The organism is Pseudomonas sp. IT-P253 (genome assembly GCF_949768125.1).
Taxonomy (GTDB): domain Bacteria; phylum Pseudomonadota; class Gammaproteobacteria; order Pseudomonadales; family Pseudomonadaceae; genus Aquipseudomonas.
In genome coordinates this window covers 38,683-62,153 of the sequence record NZ_CATKPT010000012.1, presented here as the reverse complement: position 1 = coordinate 62,153, position 23,471 = coordinate 38,683, and the positions used below count along the sequence as shown (strand labels likewise).

18 protein-coding genes and 1 pseudogene are annotated in these 23,471 nt (G+C 58.1%); 10 read left to right on the top strand and 9 right to left on the bottom strand.

Features of this window, described 5'->3' with window-relative positions; all coding sequences use genetic code 11:
* Positions 1-197: 197 nt before the first annotated feature.
* On the top strand, positions 198-428 hold the full coding sequence (locus ACM6IR_RS08795) for a DUF4160 domain-containing protein (protein WP_414907352.1): 231 nt from the start codon (positions 198-200) through the stop codon (positions 426-428).
* Positions 416-919, top strand: a complete 504-nt coding sequence (locus tag ACM6IR_RS08790; RefSeq protein ID WP_414907351.1) for a DUF2442 domain-containing protein — start codon at positions 416-418, stop codon at positions 917-919. The genes ACM6IR_RS08795 and ACM6IR_RS08790 overlap by 13 nt, the downstream gene beginning before the upstream one ends.
* On the opposite strand, the gene ACM6IR_RS08785 is transcribed toward ACM6IR_RS08790, so the two are convergent.
* The gene (locus tag ACM6IR_RS08785) at positions 916-1,992 is read right to left on the bottom strand and encodes a DUF748 domain-containing protein (RefSeq protein WP_414907350.1); all 1,077 of its coding nucleotides are present in this window, start codon (positions 1,990-1,992) and stop codon (positions 916-918) included. The two genes, ACM6IR_RS08790 and ACM6IR_RS08785, sit on opposite strands and share 4 nt — an antisense overlap.
* A gap of 127 nt (positions 1,993-2,119) precedes the next feature.
* Here ACM6IR_RS08785 and cysK point away from each other — a divergent pair, with 127 nt between their 5' ends.
* The 3 genes from cysK to ACM6IR_RS08770 all read left to right on the top strand — a co-directional run bounded on the left by cysK (position 2,120) and on the right by ACM6IR_RS08770 (position 5,703).
* A complete protein-coding gene (gene cysK / locus ACM6IR_RS08780; RefSeq protein WP_414907349.1) occupies positions 2,120-3,094 on the top strand; it encodes a cysteine synthase A in 975 nt (324 codons plus the stop codon).
* Between the two features lie 234 nt (positions 3,095-3,328).
* Positions 3,329-4,267: an aspartyl/asparaginyl beta-hydroxylase domain-containing protein gene (locus ACM6IR_RS08775; RefSeq protein WP_414907348.1), complete on the top strand. Its 939-nt coding sequence runs from the start codon at positions 3,329-3,331 to the stop codon at positions 4,265-4,267.
* Between the two features lie 572 nt (positions 4,268-4,839).
* Positions 4,840-5,703: a DMT family transporter gene (locus ACM6IR_RS08770; RefSeq protein ID WP_414907347.1), complete on the top strand. Its 864-nt coding sequence runs from the start codon at positions 4,840-4,842 to the stop codon at positions 5,701-5,703.
* A 149-nt stretch (positions 5,704-5,852) separates the two neighbouring features.
* On the opposite strand, the gene ACM6IR_RS08765 is transcribed toward ACM6IR_RS08770, so the two are convergent.
* On the bottom strand, positions 5,853-6,761 hold the full coding sequence (locus ACM6IR_RS08765) for a DMT family transporter (protein ID WP_414907346.1): 909 nt from the start codon (positions 6,759-6,761) through the stop codon (positions 5,853-5,855).
* A gap of 203 nt (positions 6,762-6,964) precedes the next feature.
* On the opposite strand from ACM6IR_RS08765, the gene aceK reads away from it, so the two are divergent.
* From aceK to ACM6IR_RS08750, 3 genes are all read left to right on the top strand, one after another.
* Positions 6,965-8,683: a bifunctional isocitrate dehydrogenase kinase/phosphatase gene (gene aceK / locus ACM6IR_RS08760; RefSeq protein WP_414907345.1), complete on the top strand. Its 1,719-nt coding sequence runs from the start codon at positions 6,965-6,967 to the stop codon at positions 8,681-8,683.
* Positions 8,684-8,940: 257 nt separating this feature from the next.
* The gene (hrpA, locus tag ACM6IR_RS08755; protein WP_414907344.1) at positions 8,941-12,852 is read left to right on the top strand and encodes an ATP-dependent RNA helicase HrpA; all 3,912 of its coding nucleotides are present in this window, start codon (positions 8,941-8,943) and stop codon (positions 12,850-12,852) included.
* Between the two features lie 339 nt (positions 12,853-13,191).
* Positions 13,192-14,313, top strand: coding sequence for a beta-ketoacyl-ACP synthase III (locus ACM6IR_RS08750; protein WP_414907343.1), 1,122 nt, complete (start codon positions 13,192-13,194; stop codon positions 14,311-14,313).
* A 116-nt stretch (positions 14,314-14,429) separates the two neighbouring features.
* On the opposite strand, the gene ACM6IR_RS08745 is transcribed toward ACM6IR_RS08750, so the two are convergent.
* Positions 14,430-15,761 carry a putative porin gene (locus ACM6IR_RS08745; RefSeq protein ID WP_414907342.1) on the bottom strand — a complete coding sequence of 444 codons (1,332 nt, stop codon included), beginning with the start codon at positions 15,759-15,761 and terminating at the stop codon, positions 14,430-14,432.
* A gap of 281 nt (positions 15,762-16,042) precedes the next feature.
* Between ACM6IR_RS08745 and ACM6IR_RS08740 the strand changes: the two genes are divergently transcribed.
* On the top strand, positions 16,043-17,167 hold the full coding sequence (locus ACM6IR_RS08740; RefSeq protein WP_414907341.1) for a GNAT family N-acetyltransferase: 1,125 nt from the start codon (positions 16,043-16,045) through the stop codon (positions 17,165-17,167).
* A gap of 67 nt (positions 17,168-17,234) precedes the next feature.
* On the opposite strand, the gene ACM6IR_RS08735 is transcribed toward ACM6IR_RS08740, so the two are convergent.
* The 6 genes and pseudogenes from ACM6IR_RS08735 to ACM6IR_RS08710 form a co-directional block, all read right to left on the bottom strand.
* Positions 17,235-17,636, bottom strand: coding sequence for a hypothetical protein (locus ACM6IR_RS08735; RefSeq protein ID WP_414907340.1), 402 nt, complete (start codon positions 17,634-17,636; stop codon positions 17,235-17,237).
* Between the two features lie 237 nt (positions 17,637-17,873).
* Positions 17,874-18,569, bottom strand: coding sequence for an aquaporin Z (aqpZ, locus tag ACM6IR_RS08730; RefSeq protein ID WP_414907339.1), 696 nt, complete (start codon positions 18,567-18,569; stop codon positions 17,874-17,876).
* A 284-nt stretch (positions 18,570-18,853) separates the two neighbouring features.
* Positions 18,854-20,686, bottom strand: coding sequence for an ABC transporter ATP-binding protein (locus ACM6IR_RS08725; RefSeq protein WP_414907338.1), 1,833 nt, complete (start codon positions 20,684-20,686; stop codon positions 18,854-18,856).
* An 82-nt stretch (positions 20,687-20,768) separates the two neighbouring features.
* Positions 20,769-21,326, bottom strand: a complete 558-nt coding sequence (locus ACM6IR_RS08720; RefSeq protein ID WP_414907337.1) for a peptidylprolyl isomerase — start codon at positions 21,324-21,326, stop codon at positions 20,769-20,771.
* A 3-nt stretch (positions 21,327-21,329) separates the two neighbouring features.
* Positions 21,330-22,135, bottom strand: a pseudogene (locus ACM6IR_RS08715) (alpha/beta fold hydrolase).
* A gap of 14 nt (positions 22,136-22,149) precedes the next feature.
* On the bottom strand, positions 22,150-23,073 hold the full coding sequence (locus ACM6IR_RS08710; RefSeq protein WP_414907336.1) for a LysR family transcriptional regulator: 924 nt from the start codon (positions 23,071-23,073) through the stop codon (positions 22,150-22,152).
* A 49-nt stretch (positions 23,074-23,122) separates the two neighbouring features.
* On the opposite strand from ACM6IR_RS08710, the gene ACM6IR_RS08705 reads away from it, so the two are divergent.
* Positions 23,123-23,437 (top strand): 3-phosphoglycerate kinase, encoded by a 315-nt coding sequence (locus ACM6IR_RS08705; RefSeq protein ID WP_414907335.1) that lies wholly within the window; start codon positions 23,123-23,125, stop codon positions 23,435-23,437.
* Positions 23,438-23,471: the final 34 nt, after the last annotated feature.

Genomic DNA, 23,471 nt, shown 5'->3' with positions numbered 1-23,471 from the left:
AAATCCTCGAACGGTAACGCCGACCTGACGGGGCAGGGCGGGGCGCAATAATTGTAGTGCCCGACTATAACGCGGTGCCCGGTCGACTGTGAACGCAGACGGCCTATTCAGTCTCTGAATAGAGCGTCACATCTTGACTCAGTCTCGGCGGCTGGCCAGTATTGAGCTATCGCCATATTGGCGATAGTGTGCGGTGCATGTCTACTAAATATCGATTTCGCGATACGTACCGCATTCAGTTGCGTGAGAAGGATCACCCACCACCCCATGTGCACCTGACGGGCGGTGGACTCGACGTGATGCTCAGCCTGGAAACCGTCGAAGTGGTGGTCGGCAAGGCGCCGCCGCTGATCATCAAGGAAGCGCTGGCATGGGTCAGGGCCCATCAAGTGCAACTACTGGAGGATTGGAAACGATGTTACCCATGAAACGACCACGGCTGGCGTCCATACAGGTTTTGACGAGTTACCGCCTGGCGCTGACGTTTATCGACGGCCAGCAGTTGACCCTCGATTTGAGCCGCGACCTGCACGCCTATCCCGGATTACAGCCATTGCTGGAGGCGGGTGCATTCGAACGTGCGACCCTGGGCGACGAGGGTTGGAGCGTCGAGTGGCCCGAGCAGGACATCCAGATCGGCGCCGATACGCTCTATCTGGACGCACTCGCGCAAAACGCGTCCGACGAAAACACGCGGATCTTCATCGATTGGCGTGCCCGTACTGGTTTGCCCCTGAGTCAGGCGGCTGAAGCGCTTGGGGTCAGTGCCCGCACCATTACTCGCTACAGCAGCGGTCGTGACGCGGTGCCTCGATCGTTGGCACTGGCCTGTCTGGGCTGGGATTTCTTGCAGCAACAATCGAGGCCGGCGCAGGCCGCTGAAGAAAGCGGTCGCTACACGATCACCCGAAAACCTTAGCCCGCATCCGGCTTCGGCCGCTCATACTGGGCATTGAATGCCTGAATGAAACCATTGCGTAAAATCTGCAAAAACGCCTGGAACGCGCTGACATCTTGTCGATGTACGCTGCCGCTGAGTTCAACGCGAGTCGCAAACTGATTCTTGGCCTGGTTTTTCAGCACTGTTTCGGAGCCCCCGACAATGGCTTCCCAAATGGATCGGAAAATCCCTTTGTCTTTGTTTTCAACATCCTGTTGCCAATTGAACACGTCGACATCCTTCAGTAGCGGTTTGATGTAGCCGTTTAATTGGGCTTTTTTGGCTTGCGCTTCGATCACCACATCTCCGTGGCCGGCGTTGAAGTCGAACTTGCCGTAGGCTGAAGCGAAGTCGTTCATGCGTTTGAGTTCGATGTCCTTGACCCGCAGGCGGAATTCGAAGTCTTCGAAGTTGCTCAGCGGATCGAACGTGGCAGTGGTTTCCAATGGCGCCTGCCCCAATAGCAGCGCATTGCCTTCGAAGCGGGCATCTCGCTTGCCTTTGGTATCGACCACGTTGGTCAGATTAAAAATGCTGGCATTGACCTGGGTGGCGTTCATATTAACGGGGGGCTTGGAATTGAAGTTACGGAAACTGATCTTGCCGTCGAAGATACGCACTTCGTTCAACGTGATTGGCAACAACTTGCCCAGTTGAGCTCGCCAGTCAGTGCCCTGACCCGTTTGCGAGTTTTGTTTGTTGGCGCCGCCATCGACGAAATTCACCTCGGGATGAAAGAACTGCACCTCGGCCACCACCGCGTGGTTGTACCAGAGAGAATGCCAGCTGACGGAGAGGTCAATCAGTGGCGCATTGACGAAGGGTACCGGGATCTTGCCGTCTATTTTTACGATCTTCAGCCCATTGATTTTGTAAGCACCGCGCCACAGGGCCAGGTCGACGTCGTTGATCTGGCCACGGTAGGCGCCCATGTCCGCCAATTTGTCGTTCAAGTAGTTGCGCACCATGTAGGGCAAGGCGATGTGCAAGGCAATCAGCAGCACAACGACGCCGGCGAGGGTCCATAGGGGCCAGCTGTATCGACGATTCATGATGGCAAATCTCTGGCGTTGTAAAGCCATTGACTGTTGCGGTGCCTGGACGTTCGCCTGAACTGGACGACTACAGGCAAGAAGCATACCTTTGGCAGTTAATTCAACGCTGTACAAGGACCCAGCCATGAGCCGTATTTTCGCTGACAACGCCCATTCCATCGGCAATACGCCACTGGTGCAGATCAACCGCATCGCCCCGCGTGGCGTGACAATCCTGGCCAAGATCGAAGGGCGCAACCCGGGTTATTCGGTCAAATGCCGGATCGGTGCGAATATGATCTGGGATGCCGAAAGCACCGGCAAACTCAAGCCGGGCATGACCATTGTCGAACCGACCTCGGGTAACACTGGCATCGGCCTGGCGTTCGTTGCCGCTGCCCGTGGTTACAAATTGGTGCTGACCATGCCGGCATCCATGAGCATCGAACGACGCAAGGTTCTCAAAGCACTCGGCGCCGAACTGGTGTTGACCGAGCCCGCCAAAGGCATGAAGGGTGCGATCGAAAAAGCGGGCGAAATCGTTGCCAGTGACCCGGCCACGTACTTCATGCCGTCGCAGTTCGATAACCCTGCCAACCCCGCCATCCACGAAAAAACCACGGGCCCGGAAATCTGGAACGACACCGATGGTGCGGTCGATGTCCTGGTGGCAGGCGTTGGCACAGGTGGAACCATTACCGGGGTTTCGCGGTATATCAAGAATACCCAGGGCAAACCGATTATCTCGGTGGCGGTGGAGCCCGTATCGTCTCCGGTCATCACTCAAGCGTTGGCTGGACAGGAAATCAAACCGAGCCCGCACAAGATCCAGGGCATTGGTGCCGGTTTTGTGCCGAAGAACCTTGATCTGTCGATCGTCGATCGGGTCGAGCTGGTGACCGACGACGAATCCAAGGCCATGGCGCTGCGCTTGATGCAAGAAGAAGGGATTTTGTGCGGGATTTCCTGCGGTGCCGCCATGGCAGTAGCGGTTCGCCTGGCGGAGACCCCGGAAATGCAAGGCAAAACCATCGTCGTGATCCTGCCGGACTCGGGTGAGCGCTACTTGTCGAGCATGTTGTTCAGCGATCTGTTCACCGAACAGGAGAATCAGCAGTAGGAGCTGCCGCAGGTTCGGGCCGCGTTCGGACGATCTTTTGATCTTGTAGCAGGACTGATTCAGGTCAGTCCCCGTTCAGGAGCTTTATGTTAATTAAGTGATTTATTGCACAATCCTTAACACTGAATGTTGGCTTATGCGGGTGTTTCCCGTTGCCGGGAATGTTTATCATGCCCGGCTGTCACGTCGGGTAAATGGCGTTGCGCAAAGTTGCCTATTTTTCAGGAGTTGTTGATGACCTTTTCCTTTGCCGCAAAGACTTCTGTGTTGCTGCTGTTTCTCGGCAGCGTCCTCTATGTGCATTTGCGCGGTAAGGCGCGCCTGCCGGTCCTGCGTCAGTTCGTCAACCACTCAGCGCTGTTCGCGCCCTACAACGCCTTGATGTACTTGTTCTCCGGCGTGCCGTCCAAACCGTATCTGGATCGCAGCAAGTTCCCGGAACTGGATGTGCTCAAGGACAACTGGGAAGTCATTCGCGATGAAGCGATGCACCTGTTCGACGAGGGGTACATCCGTGCCGCCGAAAAGAACAACGACGCCGGTTTTGGCTCGTTCTTCAAGAAAGGCTGGAAGCGCTTCTACCTCAAGTGGTACGACAAACCCCTGCCATCCGCCGAAGCCCTGTGCCCGAAAACAGTGGCATTGGTCAGCAATATTCCGAACGTCAAAGGCGCCATGTTCGCGTTGCTGCCCGGCGGCAGTCACCTCAATCCGCACCGCGACCCGTTTGCCGGTTCCCTGCGCTATCACCTGGGGCTGTCGACACCGAACTCCGATGACTGCCGAATCTTTGTCGACGGTCAGGTCTACGCCTGGCGCGATGGCGAAGACGTGATGTTCGATGAGACCTACGTGCACTGGGTCAAGAACGAAACCGAGAAGACTCGCGTCATCCTTTTCTGCGACATTGAACGACCGCTGAGCAACCGCGTCATGACCCGCATCAACCGCTTCATCAGCGGCTGGCTGGGTCGCGCGACTGCGCCGCAGAACCTCGACGACGAACACGTGGGCGGTATCAACCGAGCTTATGCGTGGAGCAAGAACTCCAGCGACAAGTTCAGTGGTGTGGTCAAAAAGTGGAAGCGTCGCAATCCAAAGGCCTACCGCGTGATGCGGCCGGTGTTGGCGGTGGTGGTGCTGACGTTGTTGGGGTATTGGCTGTTTGGGTGATTCCGGTCCCAGAATGAAAAACTGCCCGTAACACGACCTGTAGCAGCCTGCGTTCGGCTACCGTAGGAGCGAAGCTTGCTCGCGAAGGCGTCAGTTCTGACACACCGCGTTATCGTTCTTCGCGAGCAAGCTTCGCTCCTACAGCCGCCGAACGCAGGCTTCACCAGCTGCTACAGGGCGCGTAGGGAATTGAGCGGTTCCCTTGTCCAGACCATTGCAATCCACGCCGGCCGCTGGTTATAGTCGGCGCTCGGTGATTTCTAACTCGCCGTCCACTTCATCAAAAAAGATCAGCTCATGCCTGCTTCCCTCATCAACGCGGTAGTCGATTCAGCGGTCAACGCTGGCGTCGTGCCGTGCGGGAATCAGCAGCCTGCGCAGATCAGTCATTACCCCCCACCTGTCCGTAGCACGCCGGTGTACGCAGTCGTATCACCGCCGGGTGTTTGCGTTTCGGGCTGATCAGCTGCTCTTTGCTGCTCCCATGCCCTTCTGAAAAACGCTCGCCTGAAAAAACTACTGGATTTCAGCTTCGGCTGAGTTGGCTTTTTGCCTGACTACAGGTGGTATTCATGTTTGTCCTTTCGAAAAAATCCGCGCTCGCGGCGGCGTCTACGAGTCTGTTCGTTTTGCTATGGAGCAGCGGGGCGATCTTCTCTAAATGGGGGCTGGCCCACGCGTCGCCCTTTGCCTTTCTGCTGTTTCGTTTTGCCATTGCGTTGTGCGGCCTGGTGCTGCTGGTACCGTTGCTCAAGCTGAAACTGCCCAAGGGCGGCAAGCCGATGCTGTATGCGATGGCCACGGGCGTGGTGTTGCTGGGGGCTTATCAGATTTTCTATCTGCTGGCCCTGGACCTGAAAGTCACGCCGGGCGTGATGGCCACGATCATGGGCGTGCAGCCCATTCTCACGGTGGTGATCATGGAGCGTCAGCGATCAACCAGCCGAATGTTCGGCCTGACCCTGGGGCTGGCCGGGTTGATCATGGTGGTCTATCAGGGGATCGGCTTGGCCGGCATGTCGCTGGCCGGCATGCTCTTCGGTTTGCTGGCGCTGGCGAGCATGACGTTCGGTTCGATCATGCAGAAGCGCATCACCGACAATCCGCTCGGTACGCTGCCCGTGCAGTACCTGGCGGGACTGTTGCTCTGCGGGATATTCGTGCCGTTCCAGCCGTTTGATGTCGAATACAGCAGCGGTTTCATCGTGCCGGTGTTGTGGATGGGATTGGTGGTATCGGTACTGGCGACCTTGCTGCTGTACCGTTTGATCGCCCGGGGCAATCTGGTGAATGTCACCAGCCTGTTTTACCTGGTGCCGGCGGTGACGGCGATAATGGACTACCTGTTTTTCGGCAACAAACTGGCGACATTGAGCATGCTCGGCATGCTGCTGATCATCGTCGGCCTGGTGTTTGTGTTCCGTAAAAACGCGTAAATCCGCTAGAACCCGAAAAGGCCTGGAGCGGTGCTCCGGGCTTTTTTAGTTGGCCAGCGTGTGCGATGGGGGGATGCGAAACGAGTGAAGCGGCATTGTAGTTTGTGCTGATCGAACCACCGCTTTCGCGAGCAGGCGTCACCACAAAACTATCTGGTAGCGACCTCAACAGACTTCAACACCGCCGGCTTCAATACCAGCCACAACGCCGCCGCAATCAACACCCCGCCATAAATGTGCGCCATCGACAGCGGCTCATCCAGCAACATTGCCCCCCACAACACCCCGAACGGCGGAATCATGAACGTCACGGTCATCGACTTCACCGGCCCGATGGAGGTGAGCAAACGGAAGTAAATGATGTACGCAAACGCCGTGCAGCCCAGACCCAGCCCCAGCAACGACAGCCAGACACTCCAGCCGCCCCAGCTCGCCGGTGGCTGGCTGAGCACGCTGTAACCGAACAGCGGCAACAGAAACAGCGTCGCGCCGAGCATACTGCCCAGTGCCGATAGACGACTGTCGAGACCGCCGGCCTGATCGAGCCAGCGGCGGGCGAGGAATCCGGCGAAACCGTAGCAGGTCGTGGCGAGCAGGCAGGCGAGGGCGCCCATCAGCAGTTCCATGTCGAATGCCACCGGGCCGGCACGGGTCAGGATGCCGACGCCGAACAGCCCGAGGAATACGCCGCCAAGCTTGGTGGCGGTGAGTCTTTCACTGAAGAACAGGCCGCCGATCAACACGCCCATCAATGGCGTGGTGGCATTGAAAATGGCCGAGTAACCGGCCGGCAGTACTTGCGCGGCGACCGAATAAAGGGTCGCCGGAATCCCGGAGTTAATCACCCCGAGCAGCATCACTGTCTTGAGTTTGCCTTTGAAGTCCCAGCTGATACGCATCAATCCGAGGATCACCAACAACCCGGTTGCGGCAATCGATACACGGAAAAACGCCGTCGGAACGGTGCCGATCACTGGGGCAATGATGCGCATGAACAAGAAGCTCGCGCCCCAAATGGCCGCCAGCGACAGCAAACGAAAAATATCGACGGGGCTCACGACGCACTCCTTCCTTGATGGGGGCGAGAGTGTTGCCGAGAGCCAAGTGTCTGGCAACCGAAAAACGGGCATTTAATATGAGGATGAAAACCCTGACGGTGAGTTCGTGGCATTGATGCAGCATCGGCGTAAAAATTACGCTTCTCCTGCACCCGGTTCACTGGCTAAGCTCAGCCCTTCCGAATTCCCGCAGAGGTCTCACCATGCCGCAGCAATGGCCAGCCGCCGACATCGCCCGAATGATCCTCGATGGCTTTGACGATTACCGCGAGCATTTCCGTCAGATCACCGACGGTGCCCGAGCCCGATTCGAACAGGCCAAGTGGCAGGAGACGCAATCGGCATCGGCAGCGCGGATCAATCTGTATGAAGAAAAAGTCGGCGAAACGGTGGAGCGGTTGCGCACTGCGTTTGACGCCGACACGCTGGACGTCGGCTGCTGGCCACTGGTCAAAAGCGCTTACATCACCTTGATCGACCTGCGTTTCGACGATGAACTGTCCGAGACCTGGTACAACTCGATCTTCTGCGGGCTGTTCAGCCATGACCTGATCAGCGACGGCTGCATGTTCATCCACACCACCCGGCCAAGCCTGCGTCGGGCCCGCGCCGCACAAACCCGCGTCTACAAACCTCAAGGTCAGTTGTCCGGCATGCTCTCGAGCATTTTTGCCGACTACCGCTTCAGCGAGGATTACGCTGACCTGGCCGGCGACCTGCGCCGCCTCGAAGCACAATTGCGCGAGAACCTGCCGGACTGGGTCTGCAAGGACCCGCATTTGAGCGTCGAACTGTTTTCCTCGGTGCTCTACCGCAACAAGGGCGCCTACCTGGTCGGGCGCATTTACACGCAGGATGAGCAATGGCCGCTGGTGATTCCGCTGCTGCACCGCGAAGGGCGTGGGATTCAGATCGATGCACTGATCACCGATGAAGCGGACGTGTCGATCATCTTCTCGTTCACCCGTTCGTATTTCATGGTGGATGTGCCGGTGCCGGCGGAGTTCATCGGCTTCCTCAAGCGCATCCTGCCGGGCAAGCACATCGCTGAGTTGTACACCTCGATCGGTTTCTACAAACACGGCAAGTCCGAGTTCTACCGGGCACTGATCAACCACCTGGCCAACACCGATGACCAGTTCATCATGGCGCCCGGCGTACGCGGCATGGTGATGAGCGTGTTTACCCTGCCGGGGTTCAACACCGTATTCAAAATCATCAAGGACCGTTTTTCACCGTCGAAAAACGTCGACCGTGCGACGGTGATCGAAAAGTACCGTTTGGTGAAAAGCGTCGACCGGGTCGGGCGCATGGCCGATACCCAGGAATTCGCCGATTTCCGTTTCCCGTTGAGCAAATTCGATCCGGCGTGCCTGGAAGAACTGCTGCAAGTGGCCGCGTCCACGGTGTCTGTGGAGGGCGACACTGTACTGATCCGCCACTGCTGGACCGAGCGGCGGATGACGCCGTTGAATCTTTACCTGGAAAACGCCAACGAAGCACAGGTGCGCGAGGCGCTGGAGGATTACGGTCTGGCGATCAAGCAACTGGCGGCGGCGAATATCTTTCCGGGCGACATGCTGCTGAAGAACTTCGGCGTAACGCGCCACGGTCGGGTGGTGTTTTATGATTACGACGAGATTTGCTTCCTGACGGAGGCCAACTTCAGGCATATCCCGCAGCCGCGTACGCCGGAAGACGAGATGGCGTCCGAACCCTGGTATTCGATTGGGCCACTGGATGTGTTTCCCGAGGAGTTTCCGCCGTTTTTGTTTGCCGATTCGGGGCAGCGCAAGTTGTTCGATCAACTGCATGGCGAGTTGTACAACGCTGATTACTGGAAAAGCCTGCAAGCCGCGATTCAGGCGGGGAAGGTGATTGACGTGTTCCCCTACCGCCGCAAAGGCCGGGATAACGAATAACCGGATTGGATCTATGTAGCAGCTGTCGAGCCCCAGCGAGGCTGCGCCTGAGCCCCTGTGGGAGCGAGCTTGCTCGCGATGACGGAATCCCAGCCAACATCATTGTTGAATGTTAAACCGCTATCGCGAGCAAGCTCGCTCCCACAGGGCCTCGACAGCTGCTACTGAGCCGAACGCCGGCTTACAGGGATCTCGTTTGTCCTTTAAATCTGCGACAATCCGTTCCTTGCGCCACTAGACAACTTATTGCGTACCTGATGACTGACGAATCGCCTTCCATCGACAAACTGCTGAAAAACCTTGATCACGCCATGCTCGCCGACCGCCACCGGCTGCGGCGGCAGTTGCTTGAGCTGCGCAAGAAACCTGACGAAGCCAAGCTGGCGCAGTGGGTGACGCGTACGCAGGCGTCTTGTGATCAGGTGTTGGCGCGACGGGCCAGCCTGCCGGTGATTCGTTACGACGACAGCCTGCCGATCGCCGCCAAACGCGACGAAATCAAAGAGGCACTGCTCAAGCATCAGGTGCTGATCATTGCCGGCGAAACCGGTTCGGGTAAAACCACCCAGTTGCCGAAAATCTGCCTGGAAATCGGTCGCGGCCAACATGGCCTGATCGGTCACACCCAGCCGCGCCGAATCGCCGCCCGCAGCGTCGCCAGTCGTGTTGCCGAAGAACTGGCGACGCCGTTGGGTGCGCTGGTTGGTTATCAGGTACGGTTCGAGGACCAGAGCGATTCCAATACCCTGATCAAACTGATGACCGACGGCATCCTGCTGGCGGAAACCCAGAATGACCGTTACCTGGAACGCTACGACACGATCATCGTCGACGAAGCCCACGAACGCAGCCTCAACATCGACTTTTTGCTTGGTTACCTGAAAACCCTGCTGCCCCGTCGTCCGGACCTGAAAGTCATCATCACTTCGGCGACCATCGACCTGGAGCGCTTCTCCAAGCACTTCGACGATGCGCCGATTGTCGAGGTGTCAGGTCGCACCTTTCCAGTAGACACCTGGTATCGCCCGCTGACGCTGGAACAGGACGAAGAGGGCAACCGCGTCGAGGACGACTTGACCGTGGATCAGGCGATTCTCGCCACGCTCGACGAAATCGCCGCGTTCGAGCGTAGCGAGCGCAAGAGCCCCGGTGACGTGCTGGTGTTCCTGCCCGGCGAGCGCGAGATTCGCGATGCCGCCGACATGCTGCGCAAGGCCCAGCTCAAGCACACCGAAATCCTGCCGTTGTACGCGCGGCTTTCGCCGGCCGAGCAGCAGCGGATTTTCCAGTCGCACCCGGGCCGCCGCGTCGTTCTGGCAACCAACGTCGCCGAAACCTCGTTGACCGTGCCGGGCATTCGTTACGTGATCGACAGTGGCACCGCGCGCATCAGCCGCTACAGCTACCGTGCCAAGGTCCAGCGCCTGCCCATCGAAGCCATTTCCCAGGCCAGCGCCAACCAGCGTAAAGGCCGATGCGGCCGGGTCGAGCCGGGCATTTGCATTCGCCTCTACAGCGAAGAAGATTTCATTGGGCGCCCGGAGTTTACCGACCCGGAAATCCTGCGGACCAACCTCGCCGCCGTGATCCTGCAGATGCTGCACCTGCGCCTTGGCGAGATCACCGACTTCCCGTTTATCGAGCCGCCGGATGGCAAAGCCATCAGTGACGGTTTCAACCTGCTGCAAGAACTCTCGGCAGTGGATCGCAACAGTCAGCTGACCCCGCTTGGCCGCCAGTTGGCGCGGCTGCCGGTGGACCCGCGCATGGGCCGCATGCTGCTCGAAGCGGCGAAACTCGGCAGCTTGCAAGAGGTGTTGATCGTCGCCAGCGCCATGTCGATTCAAGACCCGCGCGAGCGTCCGCCGGAGCGTCAGCAAGCAGCGGATCAGGCCCACGCACAATGGAAAGACGTGGATTCGGACTTCGCCGGGTTGGTCAATCTGTGGCGTGGTTTTGAAGAACAACGCCAGGCGCTGACGGCGAGTCCGTTGCGTAACTGGTGCCGCAAAAATTTCCTGAATTACCTGCGCCTGCGCGAATGGCGCGACTCGCACCGTCAGTTGAGCCTGATCTGCCGCGACATGCAGTTGAGCATCAACAAAGAACCAGCGGATTATCCGAAACTGCACAAAGCCGTGCTTTCAGGTCTGCTCAGTCAGATCGGTCAGAAAACCGATGAGGGCGATTACCTCGGTGCCCGCCAGCGGCGCTTCTGGATTCATCCCTCATCCGGTCTGGGCAAGAAACGTCCGCAATGGCTGATGACCGCCGAGCTGGTGGAAACCACCAAGCTTTACGCGCGGATGGTCGCCAAGATCGATGCCGACTGGATCGAACCGCTGGCCGGGCACCTGATCAAGAAAAACCACTTCGAACCGCATTGGGAGAAGAAGCGCGGGCAGGTCGTGGCGTTCGAGCAGATCACCTTGTTCGGGTTGATCGTGGTCGGTCGCCGGCCGGTGCATTACGGTCCAATCGACCCTGTCACGTCCCGTGAGCTGTTCATTCGTGAAGGCTTGGTGCGCGGCGAAATTCAATCCAGGGCCAAGTGTCTGACGGCCAATGCGCAACTGCTGGAACAGCTTGACGAACTGGAAGCCAAGGCCCGCCGTCGTGACATTCTGGCCGACGAAGAAACCCTGTTCGCCTTCTACGACGCGCGACTGCCGGCGGAGATCCACCAGACCGCGACGTTTGACAGCTGGTATCGCGTCAACAACCAGAAAGATCCGCAGTTGCTGATCATGCGCGAGGAAGACGTGCTGGCCCGCGAGGCGAGCGAAGTCACGGCCCTGCATTACCCGGACAGCTTGCACATTGGCGATCTGGAGCTGGCACTGAGTTATCACTTTGAGCCGAACCATCCGCGCGACGGTGTGACCCTGCGCGTGCCGGCACCGCTGTTGCCGATGCTGCCGCCGGAGCGTCTGGAATGGCTGGTGCCGGGCGTGATCGAGGCCAAGTGCATTGCGCTGGTTCGTAACCTGCCCAAGGCGCTGCGCAAGAATTTCGTGCCGGTGCCGGACTTCGTCAAAGCCGCATTGCAGCGCATGACCTTCGCTGAGGGCTCGCTGCCTCAGGCGTTGGGCCGAGAACTGCTGCGTATGACGGGGGCACGGGTCAGCGATGAGGCCTGGGCCGAAGCCGCGCAACAGGTCGAAAATCATCTGCGAATGAACCTCGAAATCGTCGACGGCCAAGGCATGTTCCTGGGCGAAGGGCGGGATCTGGCAGAACTGACCGCTCGTTTTGCCGAAGCGAGCCAGGCGGCATTGGCCGTGCCGCACACCGCGAAAAGCCAGCAACCGGTCGAGGCTAAAGTGTTCGCCGCGGTGGCGCAAAAGACTCAACAGAAAATTGCCGGGCTGTCGATGACGGTCTATCCGGCGCTGGTGGAAGAAGCCGGAACCGTGAAGGAAGGGCGTTTCTCGACGCCGGCCGAAGCCGAGTTCCAGCATCGCCGCGCCTTGCAGCGTTTGCTGATGCAGCAGCTGGCGGAGCCTGCGAAATTTCTACGTGGCAAGTTGCCGGGGCTGACCGAGTTGGGCCTGATGTACCGCGACATGGGGCGCATCGACAGCCTGGTCGAAGACATTCTGCTGGCCAGCCTCGACAGCTGCATTCTCGACGGCGAAGACCCATTGCCGCGTGACGGCGCAGGACTCGCGGCGCTGGCCGAGCGCAAGCGCGGTGCGTGGACCGAGCACGCCGAGCGTTTGGCGAAGCTGACGCTGGAAATCCTCAAGCTCTGGCACGGCCTGCAAAAGCGCTTCAAGGGCAAGATCGATCTGGCGCAAGCCGTGGCCCTGAACGACATCAAACAGCAGCTCAGTCATCTGGTTTACCCGGGCTTTGTCCGTGAAACTCCGATGCAATGGCTCAAGGAATTGCCGCGCTACCTGAAAGCGGTCGAGCAGCGCTTCGAAAAAATCGGCGCTCAGGTGCAGAGGGATCGGGTCTGGAGCGGCGAATTGTCCGGCCTCTGGGCTCAATACCAGACCCGCGCCAACAAGCACGTCCAGGAAGGCAAACGCGATCCGCAGCTGGAACTGTATCGCTGGTGGCTGGAAGAATATCGGGTTTCGCTGTTCGCTCAGCAACTGGGGACCAAGGTACCGATTTCCGACAAACGCCTGAACAAGCAATGGAGCCAGGTCGAGCCCTGAATCCACACTATGATCACTGCGATCCACTGTAGGAGCTGCCGAAGGCTGCGATCTTTTGATCTTCTGGCGTCGCGACAAATAAAGATCAAAAGATCGCAGCCTTCGCAGCTCCTACAGTAATTGTGTTGCGCCGTTTTATCTCGCAAATGGGGCCAAACCCCAGCGTTTATGGCAAACTTCGCGCCTATAAACGCCGGCCCCGCTGTTTCAAGCCTTCACCGGTATTAGCGGAGTGGAATAAAACGATGCCAGGTTTGCTTCCCGGGACGGGAACAGACTTTTTGTGTATTGGTACGACGGTGCCAATATTTTCTGCCTGAACAGATTAGAGAAACGACCATGCATAACGTCGTCATCAGCGGCACCGGCCTGTACACCCCGGCCAACAGCATCTCCAATGAAGAGCTGGTGCAGTCTTTCAATGCTTACGTCGTGCAGTTCAACGCCGACAATGCCGACGCCATCGCCCGTGGCGAAGTCGATGCCTTGACCGAATCCAGCGTAGCGTTTATCGAAAAAGCGTCCGGCATCAAGAGTCGCTTTGTCATGGACAAGGACGGCATCCTTGATCCGAATCGCATGGCACCACGCTTGCCAGAGCGCTCGAATGACGAATGGTCTGTGCTCTGTCAAATGGCCATCGGCGCCGCCGAACAAGCCTTGCAGCGCGCTGGCAAAACCGCCGCTGACATCGACGGCGTGATTGTCGCCTGCTCCAACCTGCAACGGGCCTACCCGGCCATCGCCATCGAAGTTCAGGAAGCGTTGGGTATCCAGGGTTTCGGGTTCGATATGAACGTCGCGTGCTCCTCGGCGACCTTCGGTATTCAGGCCGCCACCAACAGCGTGCAGCTGGGCCAGGCCCGGGCGATCCTGATGGTTAACCCGGAAGTCTGCACCGGTCACCTGAACTTTCGCGATCGCGATAGCCACTTCATCTTCGGTGACGCCGCCACAGCGGTGATCATCGAGCGCGCAGACCTTGCAACGTCCAAGCACCAGTTCGAAGTGGTCAGCACCAAGCTTTTGACCAAGTTCTCCAACAACATCCGCAACAACTTCGGTTTCCTCAACCGCGCAGCGGAGGAGGGCATCGGTGCCAGGGACAAACTGTTCGTGCAGGAAGGCCGCAAGGTGTTCCGCGATGTGTGCCCGATGGTGGCTGAGCTGATTGCTACACACTTGGAGGAGAACAAGCTGAACATCAACGATGTGAAGCGTTTTTGGCTGCACCAGGCCAACCTCAGCATGAACCACTTGATCGTCAAGAAACTGCTGGGTCGCGAAGCCACTGAAGCAGAGGCGCCCGTGATTCTCGACACTTACGCCAATACCAGCTCTGCCGGTTCGGTGATTGCGTTTCACAAGAATCAGGATGATCTGGCGGCCGGTTCGCTGGGGGTACTCAGCTCGTTCGGTGCCGGTTACTCGATTGGTAGCGTGATTCTGCGCAAACTGTAGGAGCGAGCTTGCTCGCGATAAACCTGAGAGTGCTGTGGGGTGTCGGGTTTGCAGCGTTATCGTTGACGACCATCACAAGCAGCTCAGGCGTCCTTGCCCGAGCCGTGTAGCGGGAATCAGAACTTCGCTTCGGCATCCAGTTGCAGGGTGTTGATGTCGGAGTCTTTCTTGTTGATGTTGGCGTTGGTTTGGTCAGATGTAGCCATGAAGTACGTCGCGCCGAGGTTGAAGTTTTTGTCCAACTCGTAGCTCACTTTCAACTTGCTGCCGCGTGAACCGGTAAAGCCGTTGGCGAAGTCGGAGTCGGTGAAGGCGCCGACCACGGCGTTACGCTGCACGTCGCGGTAGTTGTAGTCCACGTTGAAACCGTAGAACTTGGACTTCACACCAGCTAGCCAGCCAACATCCTGATTGTTGCTGGCTTCGGTGTTGTTGACGTACTGACCGTACAGCGAAAGTGGCATTGGCAGGCCGCCGATATCCAGCTGACCAAAGCCTTCGTACAGTTTGAACTCTTCTCCCGGGCTGTTGCCGTTGACGGCCAGTGCGCAGGGCGCGGTGACGGTGCCGGTGCCAGGGCAAGCACTGTTGTCTGCGTTGTCGTAGGCGTAGATACTGCCGCCCAGGGTCATTTTCAGATTGTCAGTAATGGCGAAGCGCCCACCCAACTGGCCAGCGTACAGGCGCAGGTCGTGTTTGAACTCCACACCCTCGCCGTCGACGTTGTCCTTGAGGGTGTAGTAACCGGCGCTACCGAACAGTTCGGTACTGCCGCCCACCGGGTATTTGTACGTCAGTGCCAGACCTTCCGGGTTGACGTCGCTATCCCAGATGATGTCGCCCATGCTCACCCATGGCTGATTCATTTTGCCGCCGATCACGTGCAGGTTCTTGATCGCGTCGGGGTGGTAGTCGATGTAACCCTGGTCCAGCCAGATCGCCTTCTTGTCGAAGTAGTTGTTCAGGTCCTGGTTGGTGGAGCGAGCGTCGTCGTTGCTGCCAGTGGCAATACGAATACCGGTGTCGACTTGCGGGTTGATTTCGCTGTAGGCACCCAGACGGGCGCGAATACGCTGACGATTCTGGTCTTTATTGTTTGGAACGTCATCGTTTTGGACCGATTCCTGACGGAAACGAACGTCACCCTTGAACTGGGTCTTGGCCGCCCACGCCAGTTTCTGGTCGAAGGTGCTCAGTTCATTGGTTTTCTTCGCCGTCGCCGCGATCTGCTCGTTGGTCTCTTGTTGAGCCTGACGGGCGATCTGCTGGTCTTTCTGATCCTTGGCCAAGTCGGCTTGCAGTTCGCTGTACTGAGCGTTGGTAATCGAGCCGTTAGCCTTAAGCATGTCGAGCAGTTTGGCGTCGACTGCGGCGCTGGCCGGAACACTCATGGCCAGCAACAGCCCGCCACACAGGGCTGTCGCAGTTTTTGTGGAAGCAAGACGCATATCAATCTCCGGAGATGAAAAGGGATGACTTGGCCATCCAGGACACAACCGACCGTTGCCGGACGGAAAGCAGTGGCCGGGTAGAACCCGACGCTCTAAAAACAGGCGCAAGTATCGCGACGGTTTATGACAAAGCAGTGGCAAAGTAATGGCGTCTCGATGACGTTATGAAGCGCGAGTGACCGTTCTATTCCGGGCTTTTCGGCGAATCACGGGTGTGGATTGCGCCCCGATAAGCGATACTCGCGGGGCTTAGACGCAAAGAAGTGGAGAGGTAGTTGATGCCGTTGCAACGTCTGGAAAGTCTGTCCGAAATCGCGCCTCAGACGTGGGACGCCCTCGTGCCCGAGAGTCAGCCGTTTCTAAGGCATGCCTTTCTCAGTGCCTTGGAAGACAGTGGCAGCCTCGGCCCTCATTCCGGCTGGCAACCCGAGCACTTGCTGCATATTGAAGGTGATCGGCTCATCGCCGCGCTGCCCAGTTACCGTAAATGGCATTCCTACGGCGAGTACGTGTTCGATCATGCGTGGGCCGATGCCTGCGAGCGTGCCGGCATCGACTATTACCCCAAGCTTTTAACTGCCGTGCCGTTCAGCCCGGTCAGCGGGCCACGGTTGTTGGCGGCTACTGTCGAAGACGGCTTCGAGTTACTGAAGAGCCTGCCGGGCTACCTTGAAATTGAAGAACTCTCCAGCGCCCACATCAACTTCACCGATCCGTTTACCGATGCTGCATTAGCCGGACAGCCGGGTTGGTTACAGCGAATCGGCTGCCAGTACCACTGGCAGAACCGCGGGTATCGGGACTTTCAGGACTTCCTCGACGTGCTCAGTTCGCGCAAGCGCAAGCAGATGCGCAAGGAGCGCGAGCAAGTGGCGGGGCAGGGCATTGATTTCGAATGGCTCGAAGGTCGGCAATTGACCGAGGCACAGTGGGACTTTGTCTATGCCTGCTACGCCAATACCTACGCGGTGCGTCGGCAAGCGCCGTACCTGACGCGGGCGTTTTTCAGTCTGTTGGCCGAGCGCATGCCGGAATCGATTCGCGTGGTGTTGGCCAAACAAGGCTCACGCCCGGTCGCGATGGCGTTCAGCCTGGTGGGGGGCGACAGTTTTTATGGTCGTTACTGGGGATGCCTGGCGGAGTTCGACCGTCTCCATTTCGAGACCTGCTTTTACCAGGGCATGGACTACGCGATTGCCCATGGCTTTCAGCGTTTCGATGCCGGTGCTCAAGGTGAGCACAAGTTGATTCGCGGGTTTGAACCTGTGATCACGCATTCCTGGCATTACTTGCGCCATTCGGGGTTGAAGGCGGCAGTCAAGGCATTCCTTGAAGAGGAGCGAGCCGGTGTTTTGGCTTACGCCGAGCAAGCAAGTGCCGCATTGCCCTATCGACAGTCTTGAAAACTATATTCATTAAAAAGGCCCTTCACTGAAGGGCCTTTTTTATGAGAAATCTATGGGTTAGTAATTACCACCACGGTGCCTGACAGTTATGAAGCTTTTTACCCAACTCTGAGTTTTTGAATCCTTCCAGCGTGGGTTCATTCGACCAATAGGGGTAAGACACATTGCGGGAGAGCGGGATGTCTTTGTTTCCTGGAAAGAAGCAGGCATATTCATATTTTGGTCTTGTACAGGTCACTGGTGTTGACGCGGCCAGCAACTCGGTGAGTTCTTGCGCGACTTCTTTTGGGTCTCTCAATTTGCTGGGGATACTTTCTTCCGTATCGTCGATCGTGCAGTTGTACTCGTAATAAATTTTCGCCGATTCGATTTTTATATGTTCTTTCAGGTCCATTGCATTGGCATTGACTTGAAAAACACAGAGTCCGAGGAAAGTAACTGTTGCGAGTAATTTTAGAGGGTTCATACAGCAATCCTTTGCTGGTTGGTTTAGTTGTTTGTGTGATTGTTTTTTCTGGGTGTTCCGGGTTGCGTTGTTGCTCGGGAAGAGTAACTGCTTTCCATGAAGGAGTAAGGGCGGGGTTGTATCTGTTTGTGCGGGCGCTGCAGTAAATATTGAAAAGGGGCACTTATAAAAGCATCGGCGAACGTGAGGGGCTGATTTGTTTTGCCGGCAATCCAGACCCACACGTCACCCAGCGTGTCAGTTGCTCTCCTTGCCCAGCCACCGATACGTCACGCCGCCGACCACCGCACCGAGCAGCGGTGCGACCCAGAACATCCACAATTGCGCGATAGCCCAACCGCCGACAATCAGTGCCGGGCCGGTACTGCGAGCCGGATTGACCGAGGTGTTGGTGACCGGAATCGAGATCAGGTGAATCAGCGTAAGTGCCAGACCGATGGCAATCGGTGCCAACCCGGCGGGGGCGCGCTTGTCGGTGGCACCGAGGATGATCAGCACGAACATCGCTGTCATCACCAGTTCACAGACAAAACCTGCGGCCATCGAGTACTTGCCGGGAGAGTGTTCGCCATAGCCGTTGGAGGCGAGGCCGGCAGAGAGGTCGAAGCCTTCCTTGCCGCTGGCGATGTAGTAGAGCAATGCGGCGGCGATAATCCCGCCAATCACCTGGGCGATGATGTAGGCAGGCAATTCCTTGGCCGGGAACCGACCGCCTACGAACAAACCGACCGATACCGCAGGGTTCAGATGGCAGCCGGAGATATGGCCAATGGCGAATGCCATGGTCAGCACCGTCAGGCCAAACGCCAGGGCCACGCCAAGCACCCCGATTCCCAGCGGAGACGATGCGGCCAGCACCGCACTGCCGCATCCCCCCAACACCAGCCAGAACGTACCTAACAACTCAGTGACCGAACGTTTGAACAGAGACATGAGAGCGTCCTTGATAGGCTTCCTATCATCAAGTTATGCATCCTGCAGACTTACGACAGGCCCATCTCCAGAACCTGGGCTGAGTACAGCAGGGTTTTTAGGTATTTCCAGTGAGCACAAAAAACCGCCAGAGCCCATGGTTGACGGCCTCTGGCAGTTTTCCAGGTCTTTGTGGGAGCGAGCCTGCTCGCGAAGGCGGTGTGTCAGTCGATATTGTTGTATCTGAGCCACCGTCTTTGCGAGCAGGCTCGCTTGTATGTTTAGACTTGAAGGGGTGGGGCGTATTAGTCGATGCCGACAAACCCGCCCGTCTGGTGTTGCCACAACCGCGCATACAACCCGCCATGGGCCAGCAGTTCAGCATGGCTGCCGGTTTCGGCGATCTTGCCGTTTTCCAGCACCACCAACCGGTCCATCCGGGCGATAGTCGAAAGCCGGTGGGCGATGGCGATCACGGTTTTGCCCTGCATCAGGGTTTCCAGGCTTTCCTGGATCGCCGCTTCGACTTCCGAATCCAGCGCCGAGGTGGCCTCGTCCATGATCAGGATCGGCGCGTCCTTGAGCAGCACTCGGGCGATGGCAATCCGCTGACGCTGGCCCCCGGAGAGTTTCACCCCGCGCTCACCCACATGGGCGTCAAAACCGGTACGACCTTCCGCGTCCGACAGCAACGGGATGAACTCGTCGGCACGGGCCTTGTGCACCGCTTCCCAGAGTTCGGCGTCGGTGGCGTCGGGTTTGCCGTACAGCAAATTGTCGCGGATCGAACGGTGTAGCAGCGACGTGTCCTGGGTGATCATGCCGATGCGCTCGCGCAGGCTTTCCTGACCGACCTCGGCGATGTTCTGGCCGTCGATGAGGATGCGCCCACCTTCCACGTCGTAGAGGCGCAGCAGCAGGTTGACCAGGGTCGACTTGCCTGCACCGGAGGGCCCGATCAGGCCGATTTTCTCGCCGGGTTTGATCGTCAGGTTGAGGCCGCCAATGATTCCGCTCTTCTTGCCATAGTGGAAATCCACGTGCTCGAAACGCACTTCGCCACGGGCCACGCTCAGCGGTTTGGCCTGATCGCGGTCGGTGACGCTGACCGGTTGGGCAATGGTCTGCAATCCATCCTGAACCATGCCGATGTTTTCGAAGATGCCGTTGACGACCCACATGATCCAGCCGGACATGTTGACGATGCGGATCACCAGGCCAGTGGCCAGGGCAATGGCCCCCACCGAGATCAGTGACTGTGTCCACAGCCACAGGGCAAGGCCGGTGGTGCCGACGATCAGCAAGCCGTTCATGCTGGTGATGACCACGTCCATGCTGGTGACCACGCGGCCGGCCAGTTGGGCTTTTTCGGTCTGCTCTTCGATGGCTTCCCTGGCGTATTGCTGTTCAAAATTGGTGTGGGCGAACAGCTTCAAGGTGGTGATGTTGGTGTAGCCGTCGACAATCCGGCCCATGAGTTTGGAGCGCGCATCGGACGATACCACCGAGCGTTCCTTGACCCGCGGCACGAAGTAGCAGAGCGCGCCGATGTAGGCGGCGATCCAGGACAGCAGCGGGATCATCAGGCGCCAGTCGGCTTCGGCGAACAGCACCAGCGAACTGATCGCATAGATCAGCACATGCCACAGCGCGTCCACCGCTTGCACGGCCGAATCGCGCAGTGAGTTGCCGGTCTGCATGATCCGTTGGGCGATGCGCCCGGCGAAGTCGTTCTGGAAGAAATTCAGGCTCTGCTTGAGCACGTAACTGTGGTTTTGCCAGCGGATCATGCTGGTCATGCCGGGGCTCAGGGTCTGGTGTACCAGCAGGTCATGCAAGCCAACGAACACCGGGCGCAGAATCAGCGCAACCACGGCCATCCAGGCCAGTTCGATGCCGTGTTCCTGGAAAAAATTGACGTTGGGTGTGCCTTGGGCGAGATCGATGATGCGGCTCAGGTAGCTGAACAACGCCACTTCGATCAGCGCGCCGAACAGGCCGACGATCAGCAGGGCGACGAAACTCGGCCAGACCTGCTTCAAGTAATAGGTATAAAAAGGGAGAACCCGATCCGGAGGAGCCGCCGTCGGTGCATCGCGAAAAATGTCGATCAGTTTTTCAAAACGGCGATAAAGCATCAGTTCTCCGCCCGCACACGGGCTCTCCTTTGAACAGTACGAGCGGCGCACTCCGGCAGCCGCTCAAGACGTCCTGTGTAGCTTAGTCGATGCGCTTGGCCGACTTGATGTACACAGGGTCGGCCGGCACATCTTTCATGCCGCCGCGGGTGGTGGTTGGCGAGTTGACGATAATGTCCACGACGTCCATGCCTTTGACGACTTTACCGAACACGGCGTAACCGTCGCCGTTGTCGAGGAAGTCGTTGTCTTTGACGTTGACGAAGAACTGGCTGGTGGCCGAATCAGGATCGGAGGTACGGGCCATGGACAACGTGCCACGGACGTTTTTCAGGCCGTTGTTGTGCTCGTTCTTGATCGACGCTTCTGTCGGCTTTTGCTGCATTTGTTGAGTGAAGCCGCCACCCTGGATCATGAAACCTGGAATCACACGGTGGAAAATCGTGTTGTTATAGAAGCCGCTGTCCACGTACTTGAGGAAGTTCTCGGTACTTTTTGGTGCCTTGACCGGGTCCAGTTCGATTTCGATCTGGCCGTTGGTGGTGTCCAGCAAAACGTGCGGCGCCTTGGCAGGCGTTGCAGCCATCAGGTTGGCGGCAAACAGAACGGAGCCAGCGACGAGGGCGATTTTTTTCAACATGGGTCAGTGATCCTGGGTGTGGTGGTGTCGACTGCGGTAAGAAACTCGAGCAGGGTTTGGTTGAAGCGTTCGGGTTGATCCAGCGGGGTGGCATGGCGTGAATCGGCGATGACCACCAGCCGCGCATCGGGCAGCAATTTTACATAGGTCTCTTTCAGCGAGACCGGGGTGTAGTCGTGGTCGGCGCTGACGATGAGGGTTGGACAGGTGACCTTCGACAGTCGTTCCTGAACGCCCCAACCCACGATCGCATCGAAGCTGGCGAGATAAGCATGTTTGTCGTTTTTTGCCCAGCGCTCGGCCATTTTTTGGCGTAAATCAGCCTGTTCCGGCTTGGGGAACAGCTTGCTGCCCAAGGCCTTGCCGATGGTGCCCAGACTGAGCGCGCGCATCAGGCTCCAGCGTTTGAACCACTGCCAATAATCGTCGCGGCTTCGCAGCTTGACCTCGGGCGCGCTGTTGACGATGCACAGGCTTTTGAGCAATTGAGGCTGATCAACCGCTAGTTGAAAGCCGATCATGCCACCCATCGACAGGCCCACATAATGCGTCGGGCCGAGGTTCAGGTGTTCTATCAGGGCGATCAGGTCGGCACTGAACCCGGCGATGCTGTAGCGCTCACGGGGTTTATCGGAGCGGCCATGGCCGCGCACGTCCGGGACGATCACTCGGTGGTGCATGGCCAGGGCCGGGATCTGTTTTTCCCAGTCCAAAGTGCTCGAGCCCAAACCGTGGACCAACAGCAACGGCGTACCGTGGCCATATTCCTCGTAGTGCAGGTTGCAACCTTCGTGTTCGAAATAGGCCATGCAATCACTCCATGTCAGGCTTGTTCAGGGGCGGCGAAAGGCACATCCAGCGGCGCGGTGTCGAACGTGCGCAGCAGGTCGATGAGAATCTGCGTTGCCGGACCCAGCGGTTTGTCCTTGTTCGAATACAGATAAAAGCTTGGGTTGCGACTGCCACCCTGATCCAACGGTAGCAGCTTGAGCGTGCCTTCCTTGAGTTCCCGCTCGATCATGTGCCGAGGCAACCAGGCAAAACCCAGCCCGCTGCTGACAAATGTCGCGGCGGTGGCCAGACTGCCGACGGTCCAGCGTTGCTCGGCGCCGAGCCAGCCGACATCCCGTGGCTGCTGTCGGCCAGAGTCGCGGATCACCACTTGCATCTGGGATTCCAGATCCTGGAAGTTAAGTTCGCGGTTCAGACGATGCAAGGGATGTTCGGGGTGGGCGACGGCCACAAACTCTACGTCGCTCAATTCCGCCCCAAGGTAACCGGGAATGCTGAAGCCGGTGATGGCCAGGTCGGCCACGCCTTCGAGCAATACTTCTTCTACACCCGATAACACTTCTTCGCGCAGTCGCACACGACAACCACGGCTTTGCGGCATGAACGCGGTCAAGGCTCGGACGAGGCGGGCGCTCGGGTAAGCGGCATCGACCACCAACCGCACTTCCGCCTCCCAACCTTGTTCCATGTGATGGGCCAGGTCTTCCAGCTGACTGGCCTGCTTCACCAGTTGCCGGGAGCGGCGCAGCAGTACGCCGCCCGCTTCGGTCAGCACCGCTTTGCGGCCGTCGATGCGCAACAGCGGCACACCCAGTTGGTCCTGCATGCGCGCCACGGTGTAGCTCACTGACGACTGTGAGCGGTGCAGCGCTTCGGCGGCCTGGGCGAAGCCGCCGTGGTCGACCACGGCCTGAAGCGTTCGCCATTGATCAAGGGTCACGCGGGGCGCTTTCATGAACAGCTCCTCTTGTCCTAAGCTGGCAGCCCTTATTGGAGTCTGCCGAATGAAAAAAATCTGTTGTGTGTTGTTGGCGATGTTGCCGCTGACGGCGTTTGCTTATTCGATCGACGTGCAAAAGCAGCTGAACGGGTTGAGCATCGACTACAATGCATCTGCCACCGACAACGACATGGCCTCCATTCAGGTGAACAACTTCGGCCACACCGATGCAGTCTGCAAGGTGGTGTTCAACAATGGCCCGGAGGCGCCGCGCACCCGTAAAATCGAAGTGCTCGCGGGCAAACACACCTATGCCTCCGCCAAGTTCACCCGCAGCATCATTAAAATGCGCATCGACCTGACCTGCACCCCGAAATAGCATCAAACCCTGTGGGAGATCCTGTGGGAGCGAG